The 22484-nt window shown below is 67.6% G+C and carries 19 protein-coding genes; 4 read left to right on the forward strand and 15 right to left on the reverse strand.

Features of this window, described 5'->3' with window-relative positions; translation table 11 throughout:
- Positions 1–20: 20 nt before the first annotated feature.
- Genes AC3RCC_RS20130 through AC3RCC_RS20145 form a run of 4 tightly spaced genes read right to left on the reverse strand, consistent with a single transcriptional unit; the run spans position 21 to position 2705 of the window.
- Positions 21–587: a HupE/UreJ family protein gene (locus AC3RCC_RS20130; RefSeq protein WP_492256374.1), complete on the reverse strand. Its 567-nt coding sequence runs from the start codon at positions 585–587 to the stop codon at positions 21–23.
- 40 nt (positions 588–627) lie between these two features.
- On the reverse strand, positions 628–1260 hold the full coding sequence (gene ureG, locus AC3RCC_RS20135) for an urease accessory protein UreG (protein ID WP_291634930.1): 633 nt from the start codon (positions 1258–1260) through the stop codon (positions 628–630).
- Positions 1257–1934: an urease accessory protein UreF gene (locus AC3RCC_RS20140; RefSeq protein WP_492256375.1), complete on the reverse strand. Its 678-nt coding sequence runs from the start codon at positions 1932–1934 to the stop codon at positions 1257–1259. Before AC3RCC_RS20140 ends, ureG begins: the two co-directional genes overlap by 4 nt.
- 3 nt (positions 1935–1937) lie before the next feature.
- Entirely contained in the window at positions 1938–2705 is a 768-nt protein-coding gene (locus AC3RCC_RS20145) for an urease accessory protein UreE (RefSeq protein ID WP_492256376.1), read from the reverse strand.
- A 337-nt stretch (positions 2706–3042) separates the two neighbouring features.
- Here AC3RCC_RS20145 and AC3RCC_RS20150 point away from each other — a divergent pair, with 337 nt between their 5' ends.
- The gene (locus AC3RCC_RS20150; protein WP_492256377.1) at positions 3043–4086 is read left to right on the forward strand and encodes an amino acid ABC transporter substrate-binding protein; all 1044 of its coding nucleotides are present in this window, start codon (positions 3043–3045) and stop codon (positions 4084–4086) included.
- Between the two features lie 98 nt (positions 4087–4184).
- On the opposite strand, the gene AC3RCC_RS20155 is transcribed toward AC3RCC_RS20150, so the two are convergent.
- The 10 genes from AC3RCC_RS20155 to AC3RCC_RS20200 form a co-directional block, all read right to left on the reverse strand.
- Complete coding sequence (locus AC3RCC_RS20155) at positions 4185–5213, reverse strand: ABC transporter substrate-binding protein (protein ID WP_452119528.1); 1029 nt, start codon at positions 5211–5213, stop codon at positions 4185–4187.
- A gap of 84 nt (positions 5214–5297) precedes the next feature.
- Positions 5298–5555 carry a hypothetical protein gene (locus AC3RCC_RS20160; RefSeq protein WP_492256378.1) on the reverse strand — a complete coding sequence of 86 codons (258 nt, stop codon included), beginning with the start codon at positions 5553–5555 and terminating at the stop codon, positions 5298–5300.
- 68 nt (positions 5556–5623) lie between these two features.
- Entirely contained in the window at positions 5624–7360 is a 1737-nt protein-coding gene (ureC, locus tag AC3RCC_RS20165; RefSeq protein ID WP_492256379.1) for an urease subunit alpha, read from the reverse strand.
- Positions 7361–7401: 41 nt separating this feature from the next.
- A complete protein-coding gene (locus tag AC3RCC_RS20170; protein WP_291634918.1) occupies positions 7402–8262 on the reverse strand; it encodes a DUF1003 domain-containing protein in 861 nt (286 codons plus the stop codon).
- 29 nt (positions 8263–8291) lie between these two features.
- The gene (locus AC3RCC_RS20175) at positions 8292–8912 is read right to left on the reverse strand and encodes an urease subunit gamma (protein ID WP_291634916.1); all 621 of its coding nucleotides are present in this window, start codon (positions 8910–8912) and stop codon (positions 8292–8294) included.
- Positions 8909–9238: a hypothetical protein gene (locus tag AC3RCC_RS20180; protein WP_291634915.1), complete on the reverse strand. Its 330-nt coding sequence runs from the start codon at positions 9236–9238 to the stop codon at positions 8909–8911. Before AC3RCC_RS20180 ends, AC3RCC_RS20175 begins: the two co-directional genes overlap by 4 nt.
- A 10-nt stretch (positions 9239–9248) precedes the next feature.
- The gene (locus AC3RCC_RS20185; protein WP_492256380.1) at positions 9249–10097 is read right to left on the reverse strand and encodes an urease accessory protein UreD; all 849 of its coding nucleotides are present in this window, start codon (positions 10095–10097) and stop codon (positions 9249–9251) included.
- 114 nt (positions 10098–10211) lie between these two features.
- The gene (locus AC3RCC_RS20190) at positions 10212–11105 is read right to left on the reverse strand and encodes a PfkB family carbohydrate kinase (RefSeq protein WP_492256381.1); all 894 of its coding nucleotides are present in this window, start codon (positions 11103–11105) and stop codon (positions 10212–10214) included.
- Between the two features lie 5 nt (positions 11106–11110).
- Positions 11111–12154: an aldose epimerase family protein gene (locus AC3RCC_RS20195; protein WP_492256382.1), complete on the reverse strand. Its 1044-nt coding sequence runs from the start codon at positions 12152–12154 to the stop codon at positions 11111–11113.
- Between the two features lie 98 nt (positions 12155–12252).
- Positions 12253–12702, reverse strand: coding sequence for a VOC family protein (locus AC3RCC_RS20200; RefSeq protein WP_291648693.1), 450 nt, complete (start codon positions 12700–12702; stop codon positions 12253–12255).
- A 79-nt stretch (positions 12703–12781) separates the two neighbouring features.
- On the opposite strand from AC3RCC_RS20200, the gene AC3RCC_RS20205 reads away from it, so the two are divergent.
- The 3 genes from AC3RCC_RS20205 to AC3RCC_RS20215 all read left to right on the forward strand — a co-directional run bounded on the left by AC3RCC_RS20205 (position 12782) and on the right by AC3RCC_RS20215 (position 19479).
- A complete protein-coding gene (locus AC3RCC_RS20205; RefSeq protein ID WP_492256383.1) occupies positions 12782–14227 on the forward strand; it encodes a cation diffusion facilitator family transporter in 1446 nt (481 codons plus the stop codon).
- Between the two features lie 79 nt (positions 14228–14306).
- Complete coding sequence (gene pepN, locus AC3RCC_RS20210) at positions 14307–16949, forward strand: aminopeptidase N (RefSeq protein WP_492256384.1); 2643 nt, start codon at positions 14307–14309, stop codon at positions 16947–16949.
- Positions 16950–17205: 256 nt separating this feature from the next.
- Complete coding sequence (locus AC3RCC_RS20215) at positions 17206–19479, forward strand: PAS domain-containing sensor histidine kinase (RefSeq protein ID WP_492256385.1); 2274 nt, start codon at positions 17206–17208, stop codon at positions 19477–19479.
- A gap of 29 nt (positions 19480–19508) precedes the next feature.
- Here the strand turns inward: AC3RCC_RS20215 and AC3RCC_RS20220 are convergent, their stop codons facing one another.
- Positions 19509–22457, reverse strand: coding sequence for a bifunctional [glutamine synthetase] adenylyltransferase/[glutamine synthetase]-adenylyl-L-tyrosine phosphorylase (locus tag AC3RCC_RS20220; protein ID WP_492256386.1), 2949 nt, complete (start codon positions 22455–22457; stop codon positions 19509–19511).
- Positions 22458–22484: the final 27 nt, after the last annotated feature.

Here is a 22484-nt window from a genome sequence, read left to right on the forward strand (position 1 = left end):
GGGCTCGGTCGGCCAGGGCTTCAGCCGGCGAGCAACGCGACGCCGGCGAGGACAAGCCCACCGCCGGCGACGCGGGCAAGAACGGGAGCCTGCTGCGCCAGCCGCGCCGCCAGGAAAAGGCCGACGCCGTGCAGCGCGGCGGTCGAGATGACGAAGCCGGCAGCATAGGCGAAGCCGCTGGCGTTCTCCGGCAACTCCGCTCCATGCGCGAAGCCGTGGAAGATCGCGAAGATGCCGCAGGCGAGCGCGCCGGCCGCCAGCGGCGGCGAGGCTTTCAACGCGATGGCGAGGCCGAGGATGACGATCGAAACGGCGATGCCGATTTCGGCGCCGGGCAATTGCCCGCCGGCCATGGCCCAGGCACCGGCCAGCCCCATCGTCGTGACGAAGGCGACGGGATAGGCAATGCGCGCCTTGCCTCCGACGAGCCCGGCCCAGAGGCCGACCGCGACCATGGCGAGGACGTGATCGAGCCCGGTCAGCGGGTGCAGCAGCCCATGCGCCAGCCCCTCGACGGAGCCGACGCCGGTATGCGCCAGCGCCGGGGCGGCAGCCCCCGTCAGCAGGAGCGTCAATGCCGCGGCCATGCCTCTCGCCGTCGTCCTGCGTGCCATCGCCTCAAATCCCTCAGCTCCGCGCCGTGGCCTTCAGCCCTCCGGCGGTCTCGATGAAGTCGACGACCTGATCGACACCCTCCCCCGCCCGCGTATTGGTAAAGGCGAAAGGACGCTTGCCGCGCATGGTCTTCGAATCCCGATCCATCACTGCAAGATCCGCGCCGACATGCGGGGCGAGGTCGGTCTTGTTGATGACGAGAAGGTCCGAGCGGGTGATGCCCGGCCCGCCCTTGCGCGGGATCTTCTCGCCGGCAGCGACGTCGATGACATAGATCGTCAGGTCGGCGAGTTCGGGCGAGAAGGTGGCGGCGAGGTTGTCGCCGCCGGATTCGATCAGGATCAGGTCGAGCGCCGGGAACCTGCCGCGCATCTCTGCGACCGCGGCGAGATTGATCGAGCAATCCTCGCGGATCGCGGTATGCGGGCAACCGCCGGTCTCGACGCCCATGATCCGCTCCTCCGGCAGCGCGCCGGAGACGGTGAGGATGCGGGCATCCTCCTTGGTGTAGATGTCGTTGGTGATCGCGGCGATCTCGTAGCGATCGCGCATGCGCTTGCACAGCGTCTCCATCAGCGCGGTCTTGCCGGAGCCGACCGGGCCGCCGATGCCGACCCGCAAAGGGCCATGGGGGGAAGCGCTCATGAGCGGAACAGCCTCGAATACTGGGTTTCGTGACGCAAGGCGGCGAGGTCCGAGCGGAAGGCGCAGCTGCCGAGCGCATCCAGCGCGGCGGCTTCCGCCCTCGCCGCGGCGCTACGCAAGAGCGGGGCCAAGCCGGCCGTGACGCGCTGGCCGTCGGTCTGGCCGACGATGCCGAGCCGGACCGCGGCCGAGACCAGATTGGCGACGAAGGCGAGCGAAAAGGCCTCGAGCGAAGGCAACAGCGGCAGCCCGTGGCCGCTCGCGGCGACGGCGACGGCGACGGGATAGGCGACATCGCCCGGCCAGGCCGCCTTCAGCGCTTCGATCGAAGTGCAGGGCCAGGAAGCGGCGATGGCGGCTACGAAGGCATTGCCCTGCGTCACCGTCTCCAGCCGCCGCTCGGTCGAATTGGCCAGCGCGAGTGCGAGCTCAGCGGCTTCGGCCAGCCCCTTCGCATCGCCATCGCCGACGGCGCGCCAGGCGGAGGCGAAGAGGATGAGGTCATTGCGCAGCGAGCCATGCTCGACGAGCGCGCCGAGCCAGTCCTCCAGGCCTGGCGCGTCGGTGAGGTCGCCGGTCTCGAAGGCCGATTCCAGCCCATGGGAATAGGCGAAGCCGCCGACCGGGAAGGACGGCGACAGCCAGATCATCAGGGGCAGCTGAACCCCGGTCATCGTTCAGTGGTCGTGCTTGTGGCTCTTATGGCCGTGCTCGGCGCCATGATGATGGCCATGATCATGCTTGTGACCATGGTCGTCATGATGGTGGTCATGGCCGCAGCCGCAGGAGGCGCCGTGGGCGTGCTCGTGCTTGTGCTCGCCATGGCTGTGGTCGTGGGCATGCGCCTCGCCATGGCCGGCATGGGAATGGCCATGGCCGTGATCATGATCGTGCTGATGGTCGTGACCGCAGCAGGCAGCACCATGCGCGTGATCATGTCCGTGCGCGTGGTCGTGATGCTCATGGCCGTGATGCTCATGGCCGTGATGGTCATGGCCGCAATTTGCGTGATCGTGGTCATAGGCCCCGCGCTCGGGCTGGAACGGCCGCTCGACATCGCTCATCGCGCAGCCCTGGCCGCGGACCATCTCGGCCAGCACATGGTCGTGCTCGATATAGATCGCGTCGGCGGTGATCTCCGCCGGGGTATGGCGGTTGCCGATATGCCAGGCGACGCGCATCAGGCGCAGTGGATTCTCGGCCTTGATCTCGATCAGCTTCTGCGCGGCAGCCTTGATCAGGACGAGCGAGCCGTCCTCCAGCTTGACGGCATCGCCATCGTTCAGCGCCGTCGGCTTGTCGAGATCGAGCAGGATGTCGCTCCCGCCATCGCCCTTCAGCGCGACGCGACGGCGGTTGCGGTCCTCATGGTCGAGGGTCAGGGTCTCGACGACCCGGTCCTGCTTGACCGCGGCCTTGCGGACGACGGAAGTGGCGCGCTGCATGTGACTAAACCCGTGGCGTGTTGGATCAAAGGCGATCGGCCGATCGCGGTTCCACCACTTCGACCACCGGAGCGAGGCCGACGCAAGTCCCGGGCCGGCTCCGATGAGGCGAGCCGGACGGAACAGGGCGCGCCGCTGCTGGAGCGGCAGCGGAACCGGACCGCCACACCTCTGAAAAGCAATTTCAATTCAATATCTTATCCTTCGATATCGGCCTAAAATCAGTTAGCCGCATAAATACCGTGGCGCCCGGCGCGGCGATCCTGTTAGATCGGCGGGTTAGCACGCCTGCCTGGTCTTTTGATCGGCAAGGACAAGGATAAAAGGGGAAGCCGACATGACCAGGATTTCACTGCCCGCTCTGCGCGGGCTCGCGGGCGCGCTCGCCGGCATCGGCCTGAGCGTCGCCATGGCCGGGGCAGCGGCGGCGCAAACGACGCTGGAACGGATCAAGCAGCGCGGCAACCTGATCTGCGGCGCCAGCCATGGCGTGGCCGGCTTCTCGCTGCCGGATGCGCAGGGGCAATGGCGCGGCTTCGACGTCGATATCTGCCGGGCGTTGGCGGCGGTGATCTTCAACGATCAGGAGAAGGCGAAGTACATCTCGCTGGCCTCGAAGGACCGGCTGACGGCTCTGCAGAGCGGCGAGATCGACGTGCTCTCGCGGACCACGACCTGGACGCTCGGCCGCGATGCCGGCTTCGGCCTCAACTTCACGGCGATCAATTATTTCGACGGCCAGGGCTTCCTGGTGCGCAAGAGCACCGGCGTGAAGGAGGTCAAGGCGCTCGACGGGGCCTCGGTCTGCGTCGCCCAGGGCACCACCACCGAGCTCAACCTCGCCGACTATTTCCGCACGCATAACATGAAGTACGAGGTCATCGCCTTCGCCGGGCTGGACGAGACGATCCAGGCCTATGAGGCCGGCCGCTGCGACGCCTACACCACCGATCTCTCGCAGCTCGCCGCCAACCGGATGAAGCTCAAGGTCCCGGCGGATCACGAGCTGCTGCCCGAGATGATCTCGAAGGAGCCGCTCGGCCCCTGGGTCCGCCAGGGCGACGATGCCTGGTTCGATATCGTGCGCTGGACGGTCTACGCGCTGATGAACGCCGAGGAATATGGGATCACACAGGCCAATGTCGACGAGATGGTGAAATCGACCAATCCCGAGATCCGTCGCCTGCTCGGCACCGAGGGCAAATTCGGCGAGAGCCTCGGCCTGACCAATGACTGGGTAGTCCGGATCGTCAAGGCGGTCGGCAATTATGGCGAGAGCTTCGACCGGCATCTCGGCGCCAAATCGCCGCTCAACCTGCCGCGCGGCATGAACAGGCTCTGGACGCAGGGCGGCCTGCAATACGCCCCGCCGGTGCGCTGATCTCCGGCACTTTGTCGGCACGCGGATTTCGCTCGAACCGCATCGTCATCCTGAACAAGCGGCGTAGCCGCGCAGCCCAGGATGACGATCTCGAAAAATCAGCGCGGCAGCGCCTTCACCTCGTCGTCGAACTTCTTCAGGAGGCGCGAGCGCTCGGCCGGGCTGCCCCAGCGCGGGGTGTCGTAGTCGATCAGCTTGATCTCCTCGAATTTCGGCGCATCAGGCGAGAGCTTGGCGTTCTTGTTGGAGGGGATCGAGTTGATCTTGAGCTTGGCGTTGATGTCCTGCGCCTCGGGCGAGAGCGTGAAGTCGACGAATTTGCGCGCCGCCTCCGGGTTCTTGCCGCCCTTGATCACCGAGACCGAGCCGGTCTCGTAGCCGGTGCCCTCGCAAGGGGCGACGATGCCGATCGGCGCGCCCTGCAGCTTCTGCGTCAGCATGTCGTGCATGAAGGCGATGCCGACCCCGGTCTCGCCGAGCGCCGTCGCCTTGACGGGAGCGATGCCGGATTTGGTGTACTGGCTGATGTTCTTGTGCAGGGTCTTCAGGAACTCGAAGCCCTTCTCCTCGCCGAGCCGCTGGACGGTCGTCGCGAGGAAGACATAGGCCGTGCCCGAGGAGCTGGGATCGGCGACCTGGACCTCGTCCTTGAACTTGGGATCGAGCAGATCGGCCCAGCATTTCGGCTCGGGCAGCTTCCTGCTCTTCAGGGTCTCGAGATTGTAGCCGATGCCGAGCGCGCCGAGATAAATGCCGGAGGTGCGGAACTTCGACTGCTCGGCATGGCGCTGCGCCCAGTCGTGCAGCTCGGCGAGCTTCGGCGACTTGTACTCGTCGAGCAGACCTTCCTCGGCCGCCTGCAGATGCGGCTCACCCGGCCCGCCCCACCAGACATCGCCGCGCGGATTGGAGGCCTCGGCCTTGACCTGGGCATAGACCTCGCCGGTCGACTTGCGGACCATCTGGACCTTGATGCCGGTCGACTTCTCGAAGATCGCAGCGCCCTCGCGGCACTGCTCCTCGAGGATCGAGCAATAGACGGTGACCTGGCCTTGGGCGGCGGCGGGGCCGGCATAGGCGGCGACGGCCAGCGTGGCCGTGGCCAGGGCGTGACGAAGACTTGGCAAGGTTTCCTCCAGGGCAACTTTTCTTAGCCGGCGAGATGAAGGCCAAGAGCCCAGCCCTGTCAACCGCGCCGGCTTGCGCCGCGATCAGCGCCGCCGCGTGCGGTCGGGAAGCTTGTCGATCGCCTCGTCAGCACCCTGCTTCCTGCCGAGCACGCCCTCGCGCAGGACCTTGGTGGCGGCGTCCTGCTTAAGCGCCGGCGAGGTTTTCAGCGGCGCCGTCGCCTTCGTCGCCTCCAGGCCGATCTCCTTGGGCTTGCGCCCGTCATTGCGGGCGCTGGCGGCGAAGGTGGCGAGTGCCTCCGGCTGCAGGCCTTTCGGATCGACGACTTTGGACTTGGCCATGGCTGGTCTCCCTGCGGCGTTTGGCGATCAACGCCAGGGCTCCACAGGGAGTTCCGCGCCGCGACGGCTCAGAACAGGAAATAACGCTGCGCCAGCGGCAGCTCCTTGGCGGGCTCGCAGACCAGCAACTCGCCATCCGCCACCACCGCATAGGTCTCCGGGTCGATGCGGATATCGGGGGTGGCGTCGTTGTGGATCATGCTCTTCTTGGAAATGCCGCCGCGGGTGTTCTCGACCTCGACCATCTGCTTGTCCGTGCCGAGCCGGCCCTTCAGCCCGTTCGCCAGCGCCGCCTGCGAGACGAAGACCAGCGAAGTCGTGCTGACGGCCTTGCCGAAGGCGCCGAACATCGGCCGGTAATGCACCGGCTGCGGCGTCGGGATCGAGGCATTGGGATCGCCCATCGGAGCAGCGGCGATCATACCGCCCTTCAGCACGAGGTCGGGTTTGGCGCCGAAGAAGGCCGGCGACCAGATCACGAGGTCTGCGAGCTTTCCCACTTCGACCGAGCCGATATGGCGGGATATGCCGTGCGAGATCGCCGGATTGATCGTGTATTTCGCGACATAGCGCTTGGCGCGGAAATTATCGGCGCCGGTGCCGGCATCCTCCGGCAATGGCCCGCGCTGGACCTTCATCTTGTGGGCGGTCTGCCAGGTGCGGGTGACGACCTCGCCGATCCGGCCCATGGCCTGCGAATCCGAGGACATCATCGAGAGCGCGCCGAGATCGTGCAGGATGTCCTCGGCTGCGATCGTCTCCTTGCGGATGCGGCTCTCGGCGAAGGCGAGGTCCTCGGGGATCGAGGGCGACAAATGATGGCAGACCATCAGCATGTCGAGGTGCTCGTCGAGCGTGTTGACGGTGAAAGGCCTTGTCGGATTGGTCGACGAAGGCAGGACATTGGGCAGCCCCGCCACCTTCATGATGTCGGGCGCATGGCCGCCGCCGGCGCCTTCGGTATGGAAGGCGTGGATGGTGCGGCCTTTGAAGGCCCTGATCGTGTCCTCGACGAAGCCGGACTCGTTCAGCGTGTCCGAGTGGATCATCACCTGGACGTCGTATTCGTCAGCGACCGAGAGGCAGTTGTCGATCGCGGCAGGGGTCGTGCCCCAGTCCTCATGCAGCTTGAGCGCGCAAGCGCCGGCCTCGACCATCTCGATCAGGGAGCCCGGCACGGCGGCGTTGCCCTTGCCGGCGAAGGCCAGGTTCATCGGGAAGGCGTCGGCGGCTCGGATCATCTGGCCGAGATGCCAGGGGCCGGGCGTGCAGGTCGTCGCCAGCGTACCATGGGCCGGGCCGGTGCCTCCGCCGAGCATGGTGGTCAGCCCGCTCATCAGCGCATCCTCGATCTGCTGCGGGCAGATATAGTGGATATGGCTGTCGAAGCCGCCGGCGGTGATGATCTTGCCCTCGCCGGCGATCACCTCGGTGCCGGGGCCGACGATGATCGTCTCCTCCGGCGCGAAATTGCCGAAACCGTCCTGGATATCGGGATTGCCGGCCTTGCCGATGGCGCAGATGCGACCGGCCCTGATGCCGATATCGGCCTTCACGATCCCCCAATGGTCGAGGATCAACGCGTTGGTGATGACGGTGTCGACCGCCCCGTCGGCATTGCGCACCTGGCTCTGGCCCATGCCGTCGCGGATGACCTTGCCGCCGCCGAACTTCACCTCCTCGCCATAGGTGGTGAAGTCCTTCTCGACCTTGATGACGAGCTCGGTATCGCCGAGGCGCACCGTATCGCCGGTCGTCGGGCCGAACATGGCGGCATAGGCATTGCGCGGAAAGGCGAAGGGCATGGTCGGTTCCCGATCTGGTCCTGCGATGTCTCTGGCAATTCTCAGGCCGAAGCCGTCCCCGGCTCAGGCGGCTCGCCATTCCCGGTCTCACTGGCCTTTGGTTCACTGTTCTTGGGTTTGCGGGGCCCCTTGCGCTTGCCGGCCGCAGCCTTGGCGAGCTTGCGGGCCTGGTCGCGCTGCGTCTCCTGCATCATCTCGAGCTGGACCTGCTGGATCTCGGCCAGGCGCTGCCACTGCTTGGTGATGAGATGGTCGATCTTCTCGTGCAGATGCCGGATTTCCAGTTCGGCCTTGAGATTGACCTGGTAGTCGTTGGAGGAGCGGGCGCGGTCCTTCTGCTCCTGGCGCTTCTGGCTCATCATGATGATCGGCGCCTGGATCGCCGCGATGCATGAGAGCACGAGATTGAGCAAAATGAAGGGATAGGCATCAAAAGCCCCCGGTCCCTCTGCGATATTGATCAGCATCCAGACCACCAGCACGCAGCCGAAGCTGATCAGGAAGGCCCAGGAGCCGCCAAAACTGGCGAGCCCGTCCGAGACGCGCTCGCCGAAACTGCGCTTCTCGTCGAACTCGTCATCGGTGTTGGCCGCGATCGTGTCCTGACGGGCGATGCTCTCGACGACCTCGCGATCGAGATCGGAGTATTCGCCATGCTCCTCGCGCAGGATCTCCTCGACATAGCGGGTACGGTAGCGCGCCAGCTCGGTGCGCGAGATCAGACTGTGCTCGGTCAGCTGCGGAAAATCCGCCAGAATGCGCTCGGTGAGAGAGGGGCGCAGCGTCTCCAGCGAGACCAGGTTCTTACGCGGGATCTCGGCACCCGAGATCGCACAGATGCCGTATTTCTTTTTGCCGTTCGCAGGAAGATGGGAGGGCTGCACGTCTGCTGCTTCGGTCATCGGCCGGCTCCGCCATTCGCTTTGTGCAGCTACAGCTTACCCATCACCTCCTGACGGAAGCCATAGACCTCGCGCTTGCCGGCCAGCACCACCAGCCGGACCTCGCGGGTCTGGCCGGGCTCGAAACGCACCGCCGTGCCGGCGGGAATATCGAGCCGGAAGCCTCGCGCCTTCTCACGCTCGAAGGCGAGCGCCGGATTGGCCTCGAAGAAATGGTAATGCGAACCGACCTGGATCGGCCGGTCACCGGTATTGGCGACACTGAGCGTCAGGCTCTCGCGGCCTTCATTGAGGATGAGATCACCCGGCAGGGTCGTGACCTCGCCCGGTTTCAGGCGGCCGGCGGAGCCACGGATCGGCTCGTGCACGGTGACGAGCTTGGTGCCGTCCGGGAAAGTCGCCTCGACCTGAACGTCGTGCAGCATCTCGGCGATGCCGTCCATGACCTGATCGGCGGTGAGGACATGCGCGCCGGCCTCCATCAGCTCGGCGACGGATCTGCCGTCGCGCGCGCCCTCGACGACGAAGTCGGTGATCAGCGCGACGGCTTCGGGATGGTTCAGCTTGACGCCGCGCTCGAGCCTGCGCCTCGCCACGATGGCGGCCATGGCGATGAGCAGCTTGTCCTTCTCGCGCGGCGTCAGGTTCATGCGTTGGCCTTCTCTGCCTCTTCCTCGTCTTCGTCATCCTCGGAGTCGTCGTCCTCGGACTCCTCGGCGTCGTCTTCCAGATCGTCCTCGTCCACCTCGCCGAGCGAAGCGTATTCATAGGCGAAGATGATCTCGCCGCTCTCCAGATCGAAGCTGCTGGAGGTCGATTCCTCGAAAGCGGCGATCAGCATCTCGGCGTCGGCGGGACCGTCGACGTCGAAGCGACGCACCGCGACCTCGCTTTCCGCGCCGATCAGCACGAGCTCGATCGCCCAGGCCCGCGAGCCGGTATCGTAGACGCATTTCAGACCCTGGATCGGCAGCATGGCGTTCTCCTCAGATTGACCAGGTGCGCGGCAGCGCACGCCCGGTCAGATGCCCGAGCAGCATGACGAGGGCGCGACGCAAGGCCTGCGCGTCGCTGCTGAGAAGCCGGATCAGGAGAAAGCCTTCATGCGCACCGGCAGCGGCCTCGACATCGGAAAAGGCGGCTTCTTCGGCGAGGCCCCCCCTGACCTCGTCGAGCCGCCCCGGTACCGTCGCGAGCACGGTCGAGACGGCGCGCGCGCCCTGCCCCACCGCCTTGCGGCGCAAGGTCTCGTCGATCGCGCCTTCGAGGCGCAGATCCTCGGCGAAGACCAGCCGGCCCTCGCGCCTTATGCGCCAGCGGTCATGCAAAGCGCCGTGAAGCAAGGTCTCGCCCATGGCGGCGCGGCCGAAATAGAGGGTTTCGCAGGCGATGAAGCCTGAATCCGCGGCAAGCTCGACGCTCAGGCTGCGCGCCAGCCGCGCGCCCGAGAACAGGATCGTCTCCTGCGGCAGCCAGGCGAGTTCGGCCCGCGCCGCGACGGCGATCTGCGTATCGACATGGGTATCTGAGCCCTGGCTGCGGTAGATCTTCTCCGCCGCCTGGGTGGTGACGACGGCCTGCGCCCCGGCATCGAGCCCGATCCGGGTGATGGCCCGGTCGCCGCCGGCCATGCCGCCAGCCGTGTTGATCAGCACCGCTTCGCAGCGGCCGTCATGGCTGGTCGGGAAACGGGCGCGATAGCCACCGCTCTCGGCGACCTCCAGGCGCATGGTGCGCGCTCCGACCGCACCAAAGCGCAGGCGGACGCCGCCGCTGGCCCGGACATAGTCCGGCAACAGCGGATCGACGGGCAAGGGCAATGCGGGAGCATACATGGCAGGCCGGCTCTGGCGGACCGCTGCAGTCTTCCGTGCCCGGAATTCATCGGCAAGGGCCAGCCCGCCGGGCACTGCCCAAATTACGGGCAGCGCCGCTCAGCGCGCGGGCAGTCAGGGATGCGCGGCCAGGAAACGCTCGACCTCCTCGCGTTTCGGCGTGCCGGCCCGGCCACCGAAACGGGTGCATTTGATCGCGGCGACAGCCGAGGCGAAGCGCACCGCTGCCCGCTCGCTCTGCCCTTCGGCGAGCGCCAGCGCGAAGGCGCCGTGCCAGACATCGCCGGCGCCGAGCGTGTCGACCGCCTCGATCGGGAAGGCCGGCAGATGGGCGATGCCGCCATTCTCCATGAACAGCACGCCGCGATGGCCGAGCGTGACGGCGAGCCAGTTGTCGGCCCCGCGCGCCAGCACGGCCAGGGCCTCGCGCGGATCACCCTCACCGCAGATCTCGGTGAGCGCCTTTTCGCTGAAGGCGACATGGCTGGCGGTCGTAATCATCTCCGGATGGGTCGGCTGGCGGTCGCCATCGATGACGCCGGGCACACCCGCCGCCCGCGCCAGCTTCAGCGCCGCGAGCGAGCCCTCGCCCCAGCGCGTATCGACCAGCACCGCATCGGCGCCCACCGGCAGCGCAGCCGGCAGCCAGTCGGGCTCGAGCGGGGTCTCGGGGTCGGTATAGGAAACCACCATGCGCTCGCCCTGGGCGTCGACCAGGATCGCGGAGACAGGCGAGCGCAGGCCGGGAAAGCGCCTGGCGAAGGCAGTGTCGACGCCGTCGCGATGCAGATCAGCGAGGATGGCGTCGCCGGTCAGGTCGTCGCCGAGCCGGGTCGCGAGCCAGGCCTTGCCGCCCGAACGCGCGACCGCGACCGAGCCGCTGCCGGCGCAGCCGCCGCCGGTGACGACGAGGTCGCGCGCGCGATCCTTCTCGCCGGGGCTCGGGACATGCGAGACGCTGTAGACATAGTCGAGGGTCGCGATACCAAGACAGAAGACACCGGCCATGAAGCTCAGACTCCGAACCTGAATTCACTGAGCTGGCGATAGACCTCGCCCGGCCGCAGCACCGTTGAGGGAAAATGCGGCAGGTTCGGCGAATCCGGCACATGCTGCGGCTCCAGCGCTATCCCGGCATTGGCTCCATAGGCAACACCGTCCAGCCCGGGCACCGGGGTGGCGAGCTTGGCGCCGTCATAGACCTGCAGCGCCGGCTCGGTCGTCCAGATCTCCATGGCGAGCCCCGAGCGCCGTGAGCGCAGCGTCGCGGCATGGGCGAGTTCGAGTCCGCCAGCCGCCGGCTCGCGCCGGTCGCGGCGCAGCACATAGTTGTGGTCGTACCAGAAGCGGCCGCCATCCTGACTGGCGAAGCGGATCGGCCGGGCCTTGCGGAAATCGAAGGGCGTGCCGGCGACATCGGCGAGCGAGCCGTCGGGGATCAGGTCAGCATCGACCGGCGTGGTCAGATTGGCGCGGACCTCGAGCTCATGGTCGAGGATGTCGGGTCCGTCATCGAGCCGGAAATAGGAGTGATGCGCGAGATTGACGATGGTCGGCGCATCGGTGGTGGCCGAGAGTTCGAGGCGCAGCGTCGCGCCGTCGACGAGGGCGTAGCGGCACCAGACCCGCAGCGTGCCGGGATAGCCGGCATCGCCGTCGGCCGAGACCAGCGCCAGCGTCACGCTCGCCTCGTCGTGCTGGATCATCGTCCAGGGCCGCTTGCCGAAACCCTGGCCGCCGCCATGCAGCGAATGCTTGCCGCCTTGATTCAGCGGCGTGCGATGGGACACGCCGTCGAGCATGAAGCGGCCATGGCCGATGCGGTTGGCGAAACGGCCGGCGATCGCACCCATATGCGGCGAATGGGCGGGATAATCCGCGAAGTTCGGGAAGCCGAGCACGACGCGCTGGCGGCCGCCACCCGACAGCGGCACGACGAGGTCGCGCAGCACCGCCCCCCATTCCATCACCCTGGCCTCGGCGCCGCCGGGCGAATGCAGCTTCGCTTCGTGAATCGGCGTGCCGTCGTCGAGATGTCCGATGAGAGCTTTGTTCAAGACCACCCCCCTTTAGCGACGCCTCGACCGGGGCGCCGGCCTGACTGGCCATATCGCCGGAAAGACCGGGCGGACAAGCCGCCCGGTGGGAGACTCGCTCACCAGACGCCGGTGTTCGGCATGCTCAGCCACGGCTCGGCCGGCGGCTTGGGATCGCCCTTCTGCAGCAATTCGATCGAGATGTTGTCGGGCGAGCGGATGAAGGCCATGTTGCCGTCGCGCGGCGGCCGGTTGATGGTGATGCCGGCCTTCATCAGCTTGTCGCAGGTGGCGTAGATATCGTCGACCTCATAGGCGAGGTGGCCGAAATTGCGGCCGCCGGTGTAGACCTCCGGATCCCAGTTATAGGTCAGCTCCAGGGTCGGCCGCCCCCGGCTGCCCTGCTCCTTCACATGCGGCGCGTCTTCCGGCGCGGCCAGGAAGACGAGGGTGAAACGGCCCTTTTCGCTCTCCATGCGGCGGGTTTCGACCAGACCGAACTTGGTCACGTAGAAATCGAGTGCGGCATCGAGGTCGGTGACGCGCACCATGGTGTGGAGATATCTCACAGCTCTTCTCCCAGGGTTGATCTGGCCGATAGATCGGGCCAAATCCGCCATTCGCCAAGAGGGCTCACGCGGACATATCATGAGCGATACGCAGGATCGCATGCCGGCGGCGGCGGCTTCGGCCGAGATGTCGCAGATCAAGCAGAGAGCGGCGGCGCTCTCGGTGGCCGCCAGCCTCCTGCTGACGCTGGCGAAGTTCGCGGCGGCGCTGGTCTCCGGCTCGCTCGCCCTGCTGACCGACGCGCTGCAGGGGCTGATCGATATCGGCTCGACCCTGTTCACCTGGTTCGCGGTGCGCGCCGCCGACAAGCCGGCCGACGACAAGCATCATTACGGGCACGGCAAGGTCGAGGCGCTGGCGGCGCTGCTCGAAACCGCGATCCTGTTCGGCCTCTCGGGCGCGATCCTGTGGGAGGCGATCAACCGTCTGCGGGCAGGCACCGAGCCGCCTGTCGAGGTGACCGCGCTCGTCGTCGGCGTGCTCCTGTTCTCACTGATGGTCGACGCGACGCGCTGGCGGGCCCTGACCACCGTGGCGCGAGACACCCGCAGCGAGGCGCTCGCCGCCGAGGCGACGCATTTCGCCACCGATTTCGTCGGCACCGCGCTGGTGCTCGCCGGCCTCGTCCTGTCGCGGATGGGCGTACCCATGGCCGACAGCGCGACGGCGCTCGGGCTCGCGGTCTACATGATCCTGACCGCGTATCGGCTCGGCCGGCGCACCATCGACACGCTGATCGACGCCGCCCCGAAAGGGGTTTCGGAGCGGCTGAGGCAGGCAGCGGCCGAAGTGCCCGGCGTCGTCGGCATCGAATGGCTGAAGCTGCGCCCCGCCGGCGGACAGGTGCAGGGCGAGATCGGCATCCTGGTCTCGCGCACCCTGCCGCTCGACCGCGTCACGGCGATCAAGACGGAGCTGCTCGCAGCCCTGGCCGCGGCAGAGCCCGGTGCCGAAATCACCGTCACCGCCAATCCCGTCCAGGTCGATGACGAGACGGCCCTCGAACGCGTCCTGCTGATCGCGCTCAAGATGAAGGTGCCGGTGCACCATGTCAGCGTCCACTCGATCGGCGAACGCCTCTCGGTCTCGCTCGACATGGAGGTCGATGCCGGCCTGCCGCTGTCCGAGGCGCACGACATCGCGACCCGTCTTGAAAGCGCGATCCGGGCGGAATTCGGCGGCGAAACCGAGGTCGAGACCCATATCGAGCCGATGGAGACCAGCCAGCCGAGCGGCCACAACGCCGCCTGGGAAACGGTCGAGGCGATCGGCAAGGCGATCGCCCAGGAGGCGGCGCGCGCCGCCGAGGCCGGAGGGCCGATCCGCGACATCCATTCGGTGCGCGTGCGCGAAACCCGCAACGGCCTCGTCGTCAACTATCACTGCCGGGCCGAGGGCGCACTCGATGTCGCCGCCGTGCACAATGCCGTCGATGCGATCGAGCGGGCGGTCCGGCAGGCGCGACCCGATGTCTGCCGACTGGTCAGCCATGCCGAGCCGGTCGCCAGCGCGCAACGCCATTAGCCTGGTCACGGGCCGGTTTTCGGATCGCCCGCCCAGCCTGTAAGACAAGCAACCAGCCTTACCAATGATCGGACGAGCCATGCGCGCCGAAGATGCCCCGATGATCCGCCTCGAGGACTACCGCCCTTCCGACTGGCTGATCGACACCGTCGACCTCGACATCCTCCTCGATGCGAACCGCACGCGGGTGCGCTCCCTGCTGAAGCTCCGGCCGAACCCGCAGGGCCGCCAGGGCGCGCCGCTGGTGCTCGACGGCGACGAGCTCGCGCTCGGCTCGATCGCGCTCGACGATGTGCCGCTCGCCCCCACTCTCTATACGGCGACGCCGCAGTCTCTGACGCTGCCCTCCCCGCCCGATCGGGCCTTCTCGCTGCGGATCGAGACGGAGCTGAACCCGGCCGCCAACACCAAGCTGATGGGCCTCTACCGCTCCAGCGGCGTCTATTGCACGCAATGCGAGGCCGACGGCTTCCGGCGCATCACCTATTTCCTCGACCGACCGGACGTGATGAGCGTCTACACGGTCAGGCTGGAGGCGGTGAAGGCCGAGGCGCCGGTTCTGCTGGCGAACGGCAACCTCGTCGCCTCCGGGGAGCTCCCCGGCGGCGAGCGCCATTTCGCCGTCTGGCATGACCCACACCCCAAGCCGGCCTATCTCTTTGCCATCGTCGGCGGCCGGCTCGACCATATCCGCCAGCCCTATGTCACCGCCGAGGGCCGCAAGGTCGAGCTCGCGGTCTATGTCGAGCCGGGCAAGGCCGGGCGCGCCGGCTGGGCGCTCGACTCGCTGGTGCGCTGCATGCGCTGGGACGAGCGCGTCTTCGGCCGCAACTACGATCTCGACGTGTTCAACGTCGTCGCCGTGTCGGACTTCAACATGGGCGCGATGGAGAACAAGGGCCTCAACATCTTCAACGACAAATATGTCCTGGCCGATCCCCTGACGGCGAGCGACGGCGACTACATCTCGATCGAGGCGATCATCGCCCATGAGTATTTCCATAACTGGACCGGAAACCGCATCACCTGCCGCGACTGGTTCCAGCTCTGCCTGAAGGAGGGGCTCACGGTCTTCCGCGACCAGGAATTCTCCTCCGACGAGCGCTCGCGCCCGGTGAAGCGCATCTCCGATGTCCGCACGCTGCGCTCGACCCAGTTCTCCGAGGATGCTGGCCCGCTCGCCCATCCGGTCCGGCCGCGCGCCTACAAGGAGATCAACAACTTCTACACGCCGACGGTCTATGAGAAGGGCGCGGAAGTCATCCGCATGCTCAAGGTTCTGACCGGCGACGACGCCTTCGCGCGTGGCATGGACCTCTATTTCGAGCGTTGCGACGGCACGGCCGCGACGATCGAGGAGTTCCTCGACTGCTTCATCGAGACCTCCGGCCAGGATCTCACGCATTTCGCCAGATGGTACGAGCAGGCGGGCACGCCGACAGTCGTCGCCTCCGGCCATTATGATGCGGCAGCAGGCAGCTACACGCTCGAACTCGCGCAATCGACACCGCCGACGCCAGGGCAGGAGGAAAAGGCGCCCGTCGTGATCCCGGTGGCGCTCGGCCTCGTCGGGAAAACCGGCGACCTGCCGCTCAACAGTATCTCCCCGGCACTGAAGGCGGGCGGGGTCGTCGTGCTCGACCAGCCCTCGCTCAACCTGACCTTCACCGGCCTTTCCGAGGCCCCCACCCCATCGCTGCTGCGCGGCTTCTCGGCCCCGGTGCGGCTCGAGCTCGATCTCGGCGATGCCGAACTGCTGCGCCTGTTCACCGCCGACAGCGATTCCTTCAACCGCTGGCAGGCCTTCCAGACCGTGGCGACCCGGGCCTTGGTGCGCGCGGGCAAGAGCGGCAATCTCCCCGAGCTCGCCGACAAGGCCCGCGACCTCGCGGCCGCCCTGACGGATTTCCTCGCCGGCCCGGCCATGGCCGACCCGGCCTTCGCCGCGCAGGTCCTGCGCCTGCCGAGCGCCGCCGACATCGCCCGCGAGATCGGCAAGGATGTCGACCCCGATGCCGTGTTCGCGGCCCATCGCGCCTTGTCCCGGGCGATCGGAGCGGCCCTGGCGGAGCCGCTCTCCGCATTGCAGGTGCAGCTGCGCCAGCACGGCCCCTATTCGCCGGCAGCCGGCCCCGCCGGCCAAAGGGCGCTGCGCAACGAAGCGCTCGGCCTGCTCGCCCTCGCCCTGCCGGTCGAAGCCAGCGCCCTGGCACAAGCCCGGTACGCCGAGGCCGACAACCTCACCGACCGGCTCGCGGCGCTGGCCGCCATGACGCTGATCCCCGGCGAGGCGCGCGAGGCTCTGATCGGCCGCTTCGTCGAGCTTTATGCCGACGAACCCCTCGTCCTCGACAAATGGCTGATGGCGCAGGCGCTGATCCCGGAAGCCGGCACGCTCGACCGCGTCAAGGCATTGATGGCGAGCCCGGCCTTCTCGCTCGGCAACCCCAATCGCGTGCGGGCGCTGATCGGCGGCTTCTCCGCCAATCTGACGCAGTTCAACCGCGCCGACGGCGCCGGCTACGGCTTCATCGCCGGCATCGTCACCGAGCTCGACCGCGCCAATCCCCAGGTCGCATCGCGTCTGCTCGGCGCGTTCAAGACCTGGCGCATGCTCGAACCGGGCCGGCGGGACCTGGCCAGGAGCGCGCTGCGCATGGTCGCGGCGACGCCGGGGCTGTCACGCGACGTTTCCGATATCGCGGCCCGCTCGCTGGCCTGACGTTAAGGCAAAAGCGGCGCTCCGGCGCCGCCAGTCGAAATGGTTAACGCTTCATTACGCGCACAGGATTCATCGACAATTTTAAGCAACCATAGCGCGTAAAGTGCGTGTATCACTCAACTCAAAGCTAGACAAAAGACCGCCCGCGGATTCAACTGAAACTGATTCGGGGATGCGGCACGTCTCCCGATCTTACTGACGGTACATCTTCCGAAGGGGGACGGGCATGGCGCGTGCAAACGCGGCTTGCGCAAACGTGCGCGCTGGCTCAATTCTGGGGGTCGCAAGATCCCTGACGCACCCGCTCTACCAGCGCTTTGAAAAGCTGGAACCGACCTTCCGCAAGGTAATACCGGCTCTGGTCGCCTGTTTCGTCGTGATCATGGCGCTCGGCGCCTATGTCCAGACCAGCGCGCTGCGAGACGACACCCTCGCCGATACGGAAACAGATCTGGATATTCTCGCCACCCTGCTGGCTCGCGAGCTCGATCTTGCTTCCCGCGACGAGAAAAATCTGCGCGCCATCCTCGCCGGCCTGAGCACCAGGCACATCGCCGGCCGTGGCCGCATCGTGCATGTCAGCGACGTGTCCGGCCGGGTGATCGCCAGCGAACCGATGCTGGGCAGCGGCAGCCGCAGCCTCGTCGAGCTGCTCGGTCCGGCCCAGGCCCTGACGGTGTTCGCCGAGCGCGCCGGGGTGATGAGGATCATGCTGCCGGGCGGCCTCGAGACGCTGGCGACCGTGCGCAACCTCGCCGCGCCCTTCGGCCAGGTTGCCGTGCTCCAGCCGATCAAGGGAGCGCTGTCGCTCTGGGAGGAGCGGAGCCGCTCGATCCTCGTGCTGTTCGTCTCGGCCGCGATCGTGCTCGCCGGCATCACCCTCGCCTTCATCCTGCAGTCGAAGCGCGCCCGCGCCGCCGACGACGATTGCGACTGCGTGCGCGAGCGCATCGACACTGCCCTGAGCCGCGGCCATTGCGGCCTCTGGGACTGGGACCTGGCGAAGGGCCGGATCTACTGGTCGGATTCCATGTACGCCATGCTCGGCTACGACCGCATGGGCGAGTTCATGTCCTTCGGCGAAGTGAACGCCTTCATCCACCCCGACGATGCCGATCTCTATGCGCTCGCCGACGCGATCAGCCGCGATGAAGCGACCCATCTCGACCAGGAGTTCCGCGTCCGCGACGCCAGCGGTCAATGGATCTGGCTGAAGGCCCGCGCCGAGCTGGTGATCGACCGCCGCACCGGCGCCCGCCATCTCGTCGGCATCGTCGTCGACATCTCCGAACAGCACCGCATGGCCGCCCGCACCGCGACCGCCGATGCGCGCTTGCGCGACGCCGTCGAGGCGATCTCGGAAGCCTTCGTGCTCTGGGACGCCGACCGCAAGCTCGTGCTCTGCAACGCCAAATACCAGCAGCTCCACCAGCTCCCGGCGGAACTGATGCGCGCCGGCACCAGCTACGAGGCGATCATGGGCTGCAGCGCCCAGCCCAGCGTCGACCGCGAGCCGGTCCGCAGCTCGCGCGCCGAACCCGGCAGCCATTCCTACGAAGCCAAGCTCTCGGATGGGCGCTGGCTCCAGATCAACGGCCGCCGCACCAAGGATGGCGGCTCGGTCTCGGTCGGCACCGACATCACCACGCTGAAGCAGCAGGAAGAGCGCCTGACCCGCTCCGAGCACCAGCTTCTGACCTCGGTGACCGACCTCAAGGCCTCGCGCCAGAAGCTCGAGGCCCAGGCCCAGCAGCTCGCGGAGCTCGCCGAGCTCTATCTCGAACAGAAGGCCTCGGCCGAGAGCGCCAACCGGGCCAAGTCAGAATTCCTCGCCAATATGAGCCATGAGCTGCGCACGCCGCTCAACGCCATCATCGGCTTCTCCGAGATCATGGAGGCGCGGCTGTTCGGCGATCTCGGCTCGGAGCGCTATGAGGAGTATGTCCGCGACATCCGCTCCAGCGGTGGCTATCTGCTCGCCGTGATCAACGACATCCTCAACATGGCCAAGATCGAGGCCGGCAAGGTCACGCTGGAAAAGACCGAGGTCGCGCTCGATCCGGTCATCGCCGAGGCGGCACGGACCCACCAGGAAGCAATCGCCGGCAAGCAGCTTTCCTTCTCCTGCGAGGTGCCCGGCGATCTGCGCCTCGAGGCGGATTCGCATGCCCTGTTCCAGATTCTCTCCAACCTGCTCGACAACGCCGTGAAGTTCACGCCGGAAGGCGGCACGATCGCGGTCCGCGTGCGGCCGGCGCCGGGCGCCCTCAACATCTATGTCGAGGATTCCGGCATCGGCATTCCGCCTGAGAAGATCGGCCGGATCGGCCGCCCCTTCGAGCAGGTCGAGGGCGAGCTGGCGCGCAGCTACAAGGGCTCGGGGCTGGGACTGGCGATCGCCCGCTCGCTGGCCGAGCTGCATGGCGGCGGCCTGCGCATCCGTTCGGTGATGGGCTCGGGCACCATTGTCATGGTGCACCTGCCTTTGAAGCACGAAATCAGCCCGAGCTTCGATCTCGTCGCCGCCTGATCGCGGCCTGCCGCCGGCGGCCTTGGCCTTCAGCCCTTCGCCGCGGCCAGGATCTGGCGAAACAGCGCCCGGACCCGCCCGCGCGTCTCGTCGAGTTCCGCCTTCAGCACCTTGGCGTCCGGCAGGCCAACGGCCGTCGCGATCCGGCGCAGCACCCGTTCCGGCACCGCCTTGGGGTCGAAGCGCTCCTCGACGGTGAAGCGCTGCCAGAGCTGGACGTCGCCGAGCAACCGCGCCGCTTCGGCGAGACGCAGCGCATCCTCCTCCGCGATCAGCCCGGTGCCGCGCGCCGCCTGGAACACCCCCGCCGTGGTCCGGGCCAGCAGTTCCGGGTGATCATGGGCATGGGCGAGGACGAGGAACTGGGCGAGGAAGTCGAGATCGGTCAGGCCGCCGGCGGCGAGCTTGAGGTCCCAGGGATCGGCCTCGCCCTTCTCCTTCGCGATCAAAGCGCGCATCTCGGCGACCGCCGCAGCGACCTTGGCCGGATCGCGCCGGCGCCGCAGGATATCGCGGATGGCGGCTTCGGCGCGCTGGCCCAGCACTGGATCGCCCGCCACGATGCGGGCGCGGGTCAGCGCCATCTCCTCCCAGATCTCGGCCTCGCCCTGATGATAGGCGATGAACCCCTCGAACTGCGTCGCAGCCGGGCTCTTGTTGCCGGAGGGACGCAGACGCAGATCGACCTGATAGAGCGTGCCCCGCCGCGTCGGCACCGTCAGGGCCGCGACCAGGCGCTGGCTGAAGCGCACATGCCAGGTAACCGGATCGAGCGGGCGCGCACCGGCGCTCGGCTCGGCATGCTCGGGCCGGTCGTAGAGCAGCATCAGGTCGAGGTCGGAGGACGGGGTCAGCTCCCCGGCTCCGAGCCGGCCTAGTCCGACCACGACAGCCTCGGCGTCGGGGATGACTCCATGCTCGGCGACGAAGGCGGTGCGGGTGTCCTCGAAAGCCGTCCGCAGGCAGGCCTCGGCGACCGCCGCATAGCCATGGCTGGCCTGCTCGGCGGTGATCACCCCCGACAGCAGGCGGGCGCCGACCAGGAAATTCTCCTGGCGCGCCGCATCGCGCATCCGGTCGAGCCCGTCCTCGACGCTCTCGGGCGTGCCGACGACCGCCCGGACGCGTCTTGCCACCGCCTCGCCGCCCTGGCCGGGTGTGCCGAAGGCGGGATCGATCACGGCGTCGAGCACATGCGGGTAGAGCGCCGCGACCTTGGCGAGGCGCGGCGCACTGCCGAGGATCTCGGCGAAGATGCCGAGCAAAGCCTCGCGAGAGCGCAGCAGGGTCAGAAGCTCGACTGCTGCCGGCATGCGCACGAAGGCGTTGTCGAGATGGGCGAGCGCGCCATCGGGATCGGTGGTGCGCCCGAGCGCGACCAGCAGGGCCGGGGTGAGCTCGGTCAGGACCTCGCGGGCGCGGGCGCTGGTCACGGCCGGCCGGCGGCCGAAATGCCAGCCGCGCACCGTCTCGGCCGCCGCCGAGGGCTGGCGGAAACCGAGCTTGCGCAGCGTTTCGAGCGTCTCCGGATCATCCTCGGTGCCGGTGAAGGAGAGCGCCCCGGCATCGCTGGCGAGACTCGGCGCATCCTCGAAGAGCAGCGCGTAATGGCTTTCGACCCGCCTGGCATGCGCGGTCAGCGCCTTGTCGAAGGCAGCGGTCGAGGGGTAGCCGCAGAAGCGGGCGAAGGCTTCCAGGTCCTTGGCCTCGGCCGGCAGGGTCTGAGTCTGCTCGTCATGGCGCATCTGCAGGCGATGCTCGATGGTGCGCAGGAAGCGATAGGATTCGGTGAGCTCGTCGCGGGCCTGCGGGTTGATCCAGCCCTCATTGGTCAGCTCGCCCAGCATGTCGACGGTCCGCGGCCCGCGCAGCGCCGGCCTGCGGCCGCCGAAAACGAGCTGCTGGGTCTGGACGAAGAACTCGATCTCGCGAATGCCGCCGCGGCCGAGCTTGACGTTGTGGCCGGGCAGGCTGAGCGTCTCGAAGCCCTTCACCGACTGGATCTGCCGCTTCATCGCATGGATGTCGGCGATGGCGGCGAAGTCGAAATATTTGCGCCAGATGAAGGGGGCGAGATCGGCGATGAAGCGGCGGCCGAGTTCGAGGTCGCCGGCGACCGGGCGCGCCTTGATCATCGCCGCGCGTTCCCAGTTCTGGCCGACCGTCTCGTAATAGGAATAGGCGGTGGGCAGGGCGACCGCGACATGGGTCGAGCCAGGGTCGGGCCGCAGCCGCAGATCGACGCGGAAGACATAGCCGTCCGGCGTGCGCTCCTGGATGATGCGGGCGATCTGCTGGGTGAGCTTGACGAAGAAGCTCGAGGGCTCGGCGACACCGGCCGCCTCGGCGATCTCCGGATCGAAGAAGACGACGATATCGATATCGGAAGAGTAGTTCAGCTCGCCGGCGCCATGCTTGCCGAGCGCGAGCACGACGAGGCCCGAGCCGGCGCCGGGATCGCCTGCATCCGGCAGCGCGATCCGGCCGAGATCGGCCGCCTGGCGCAGCGCATGCTCGGTCGCGAGCCTGACCGCCATGTCGGCCGTCGCGCTCAGAGCCTGCGTCACCTCCTCGACCGTCCAGGCGCCGCCGATATCGGCGAGCGCGACGAGCAGCGCCATCGCCTGCCGGAAACGGCGCAGCTCGCGCATCAGATCGGCGGTGGCCGTCTCGGGACCGGAAGCCTCCGCGATCCCACGCAGCAGCCCGTCGCGACGCTCGGCCGGGTCGGCGGTCAGGGATGCGAGCAGCCCGGCCGGGTCGCGCCGCATGATCTGGGTGAGGAAGGGCGAATGGGCGAGGATGCCGGCAACGAGATCCTGCGCGGCCGGATACCCGGAAAAATGCGCGGCGAGCGCCGCCCCCGTCTCCGCATCATGAAGCCGCTCAAGCAACTCACGCGCGACCAGCGGCTCGGCCCTCGTCCTTGCCGGCAGGACCGGCGCCGCCTTCAAGCGCTCGCATAGCGGCTCGCCCATGAGGCCCTCTCCCCGGCAACGGCCCGA

Source organism: Allobosea sp. GW823-FHT01F03, from assembly GCF_058798075.1.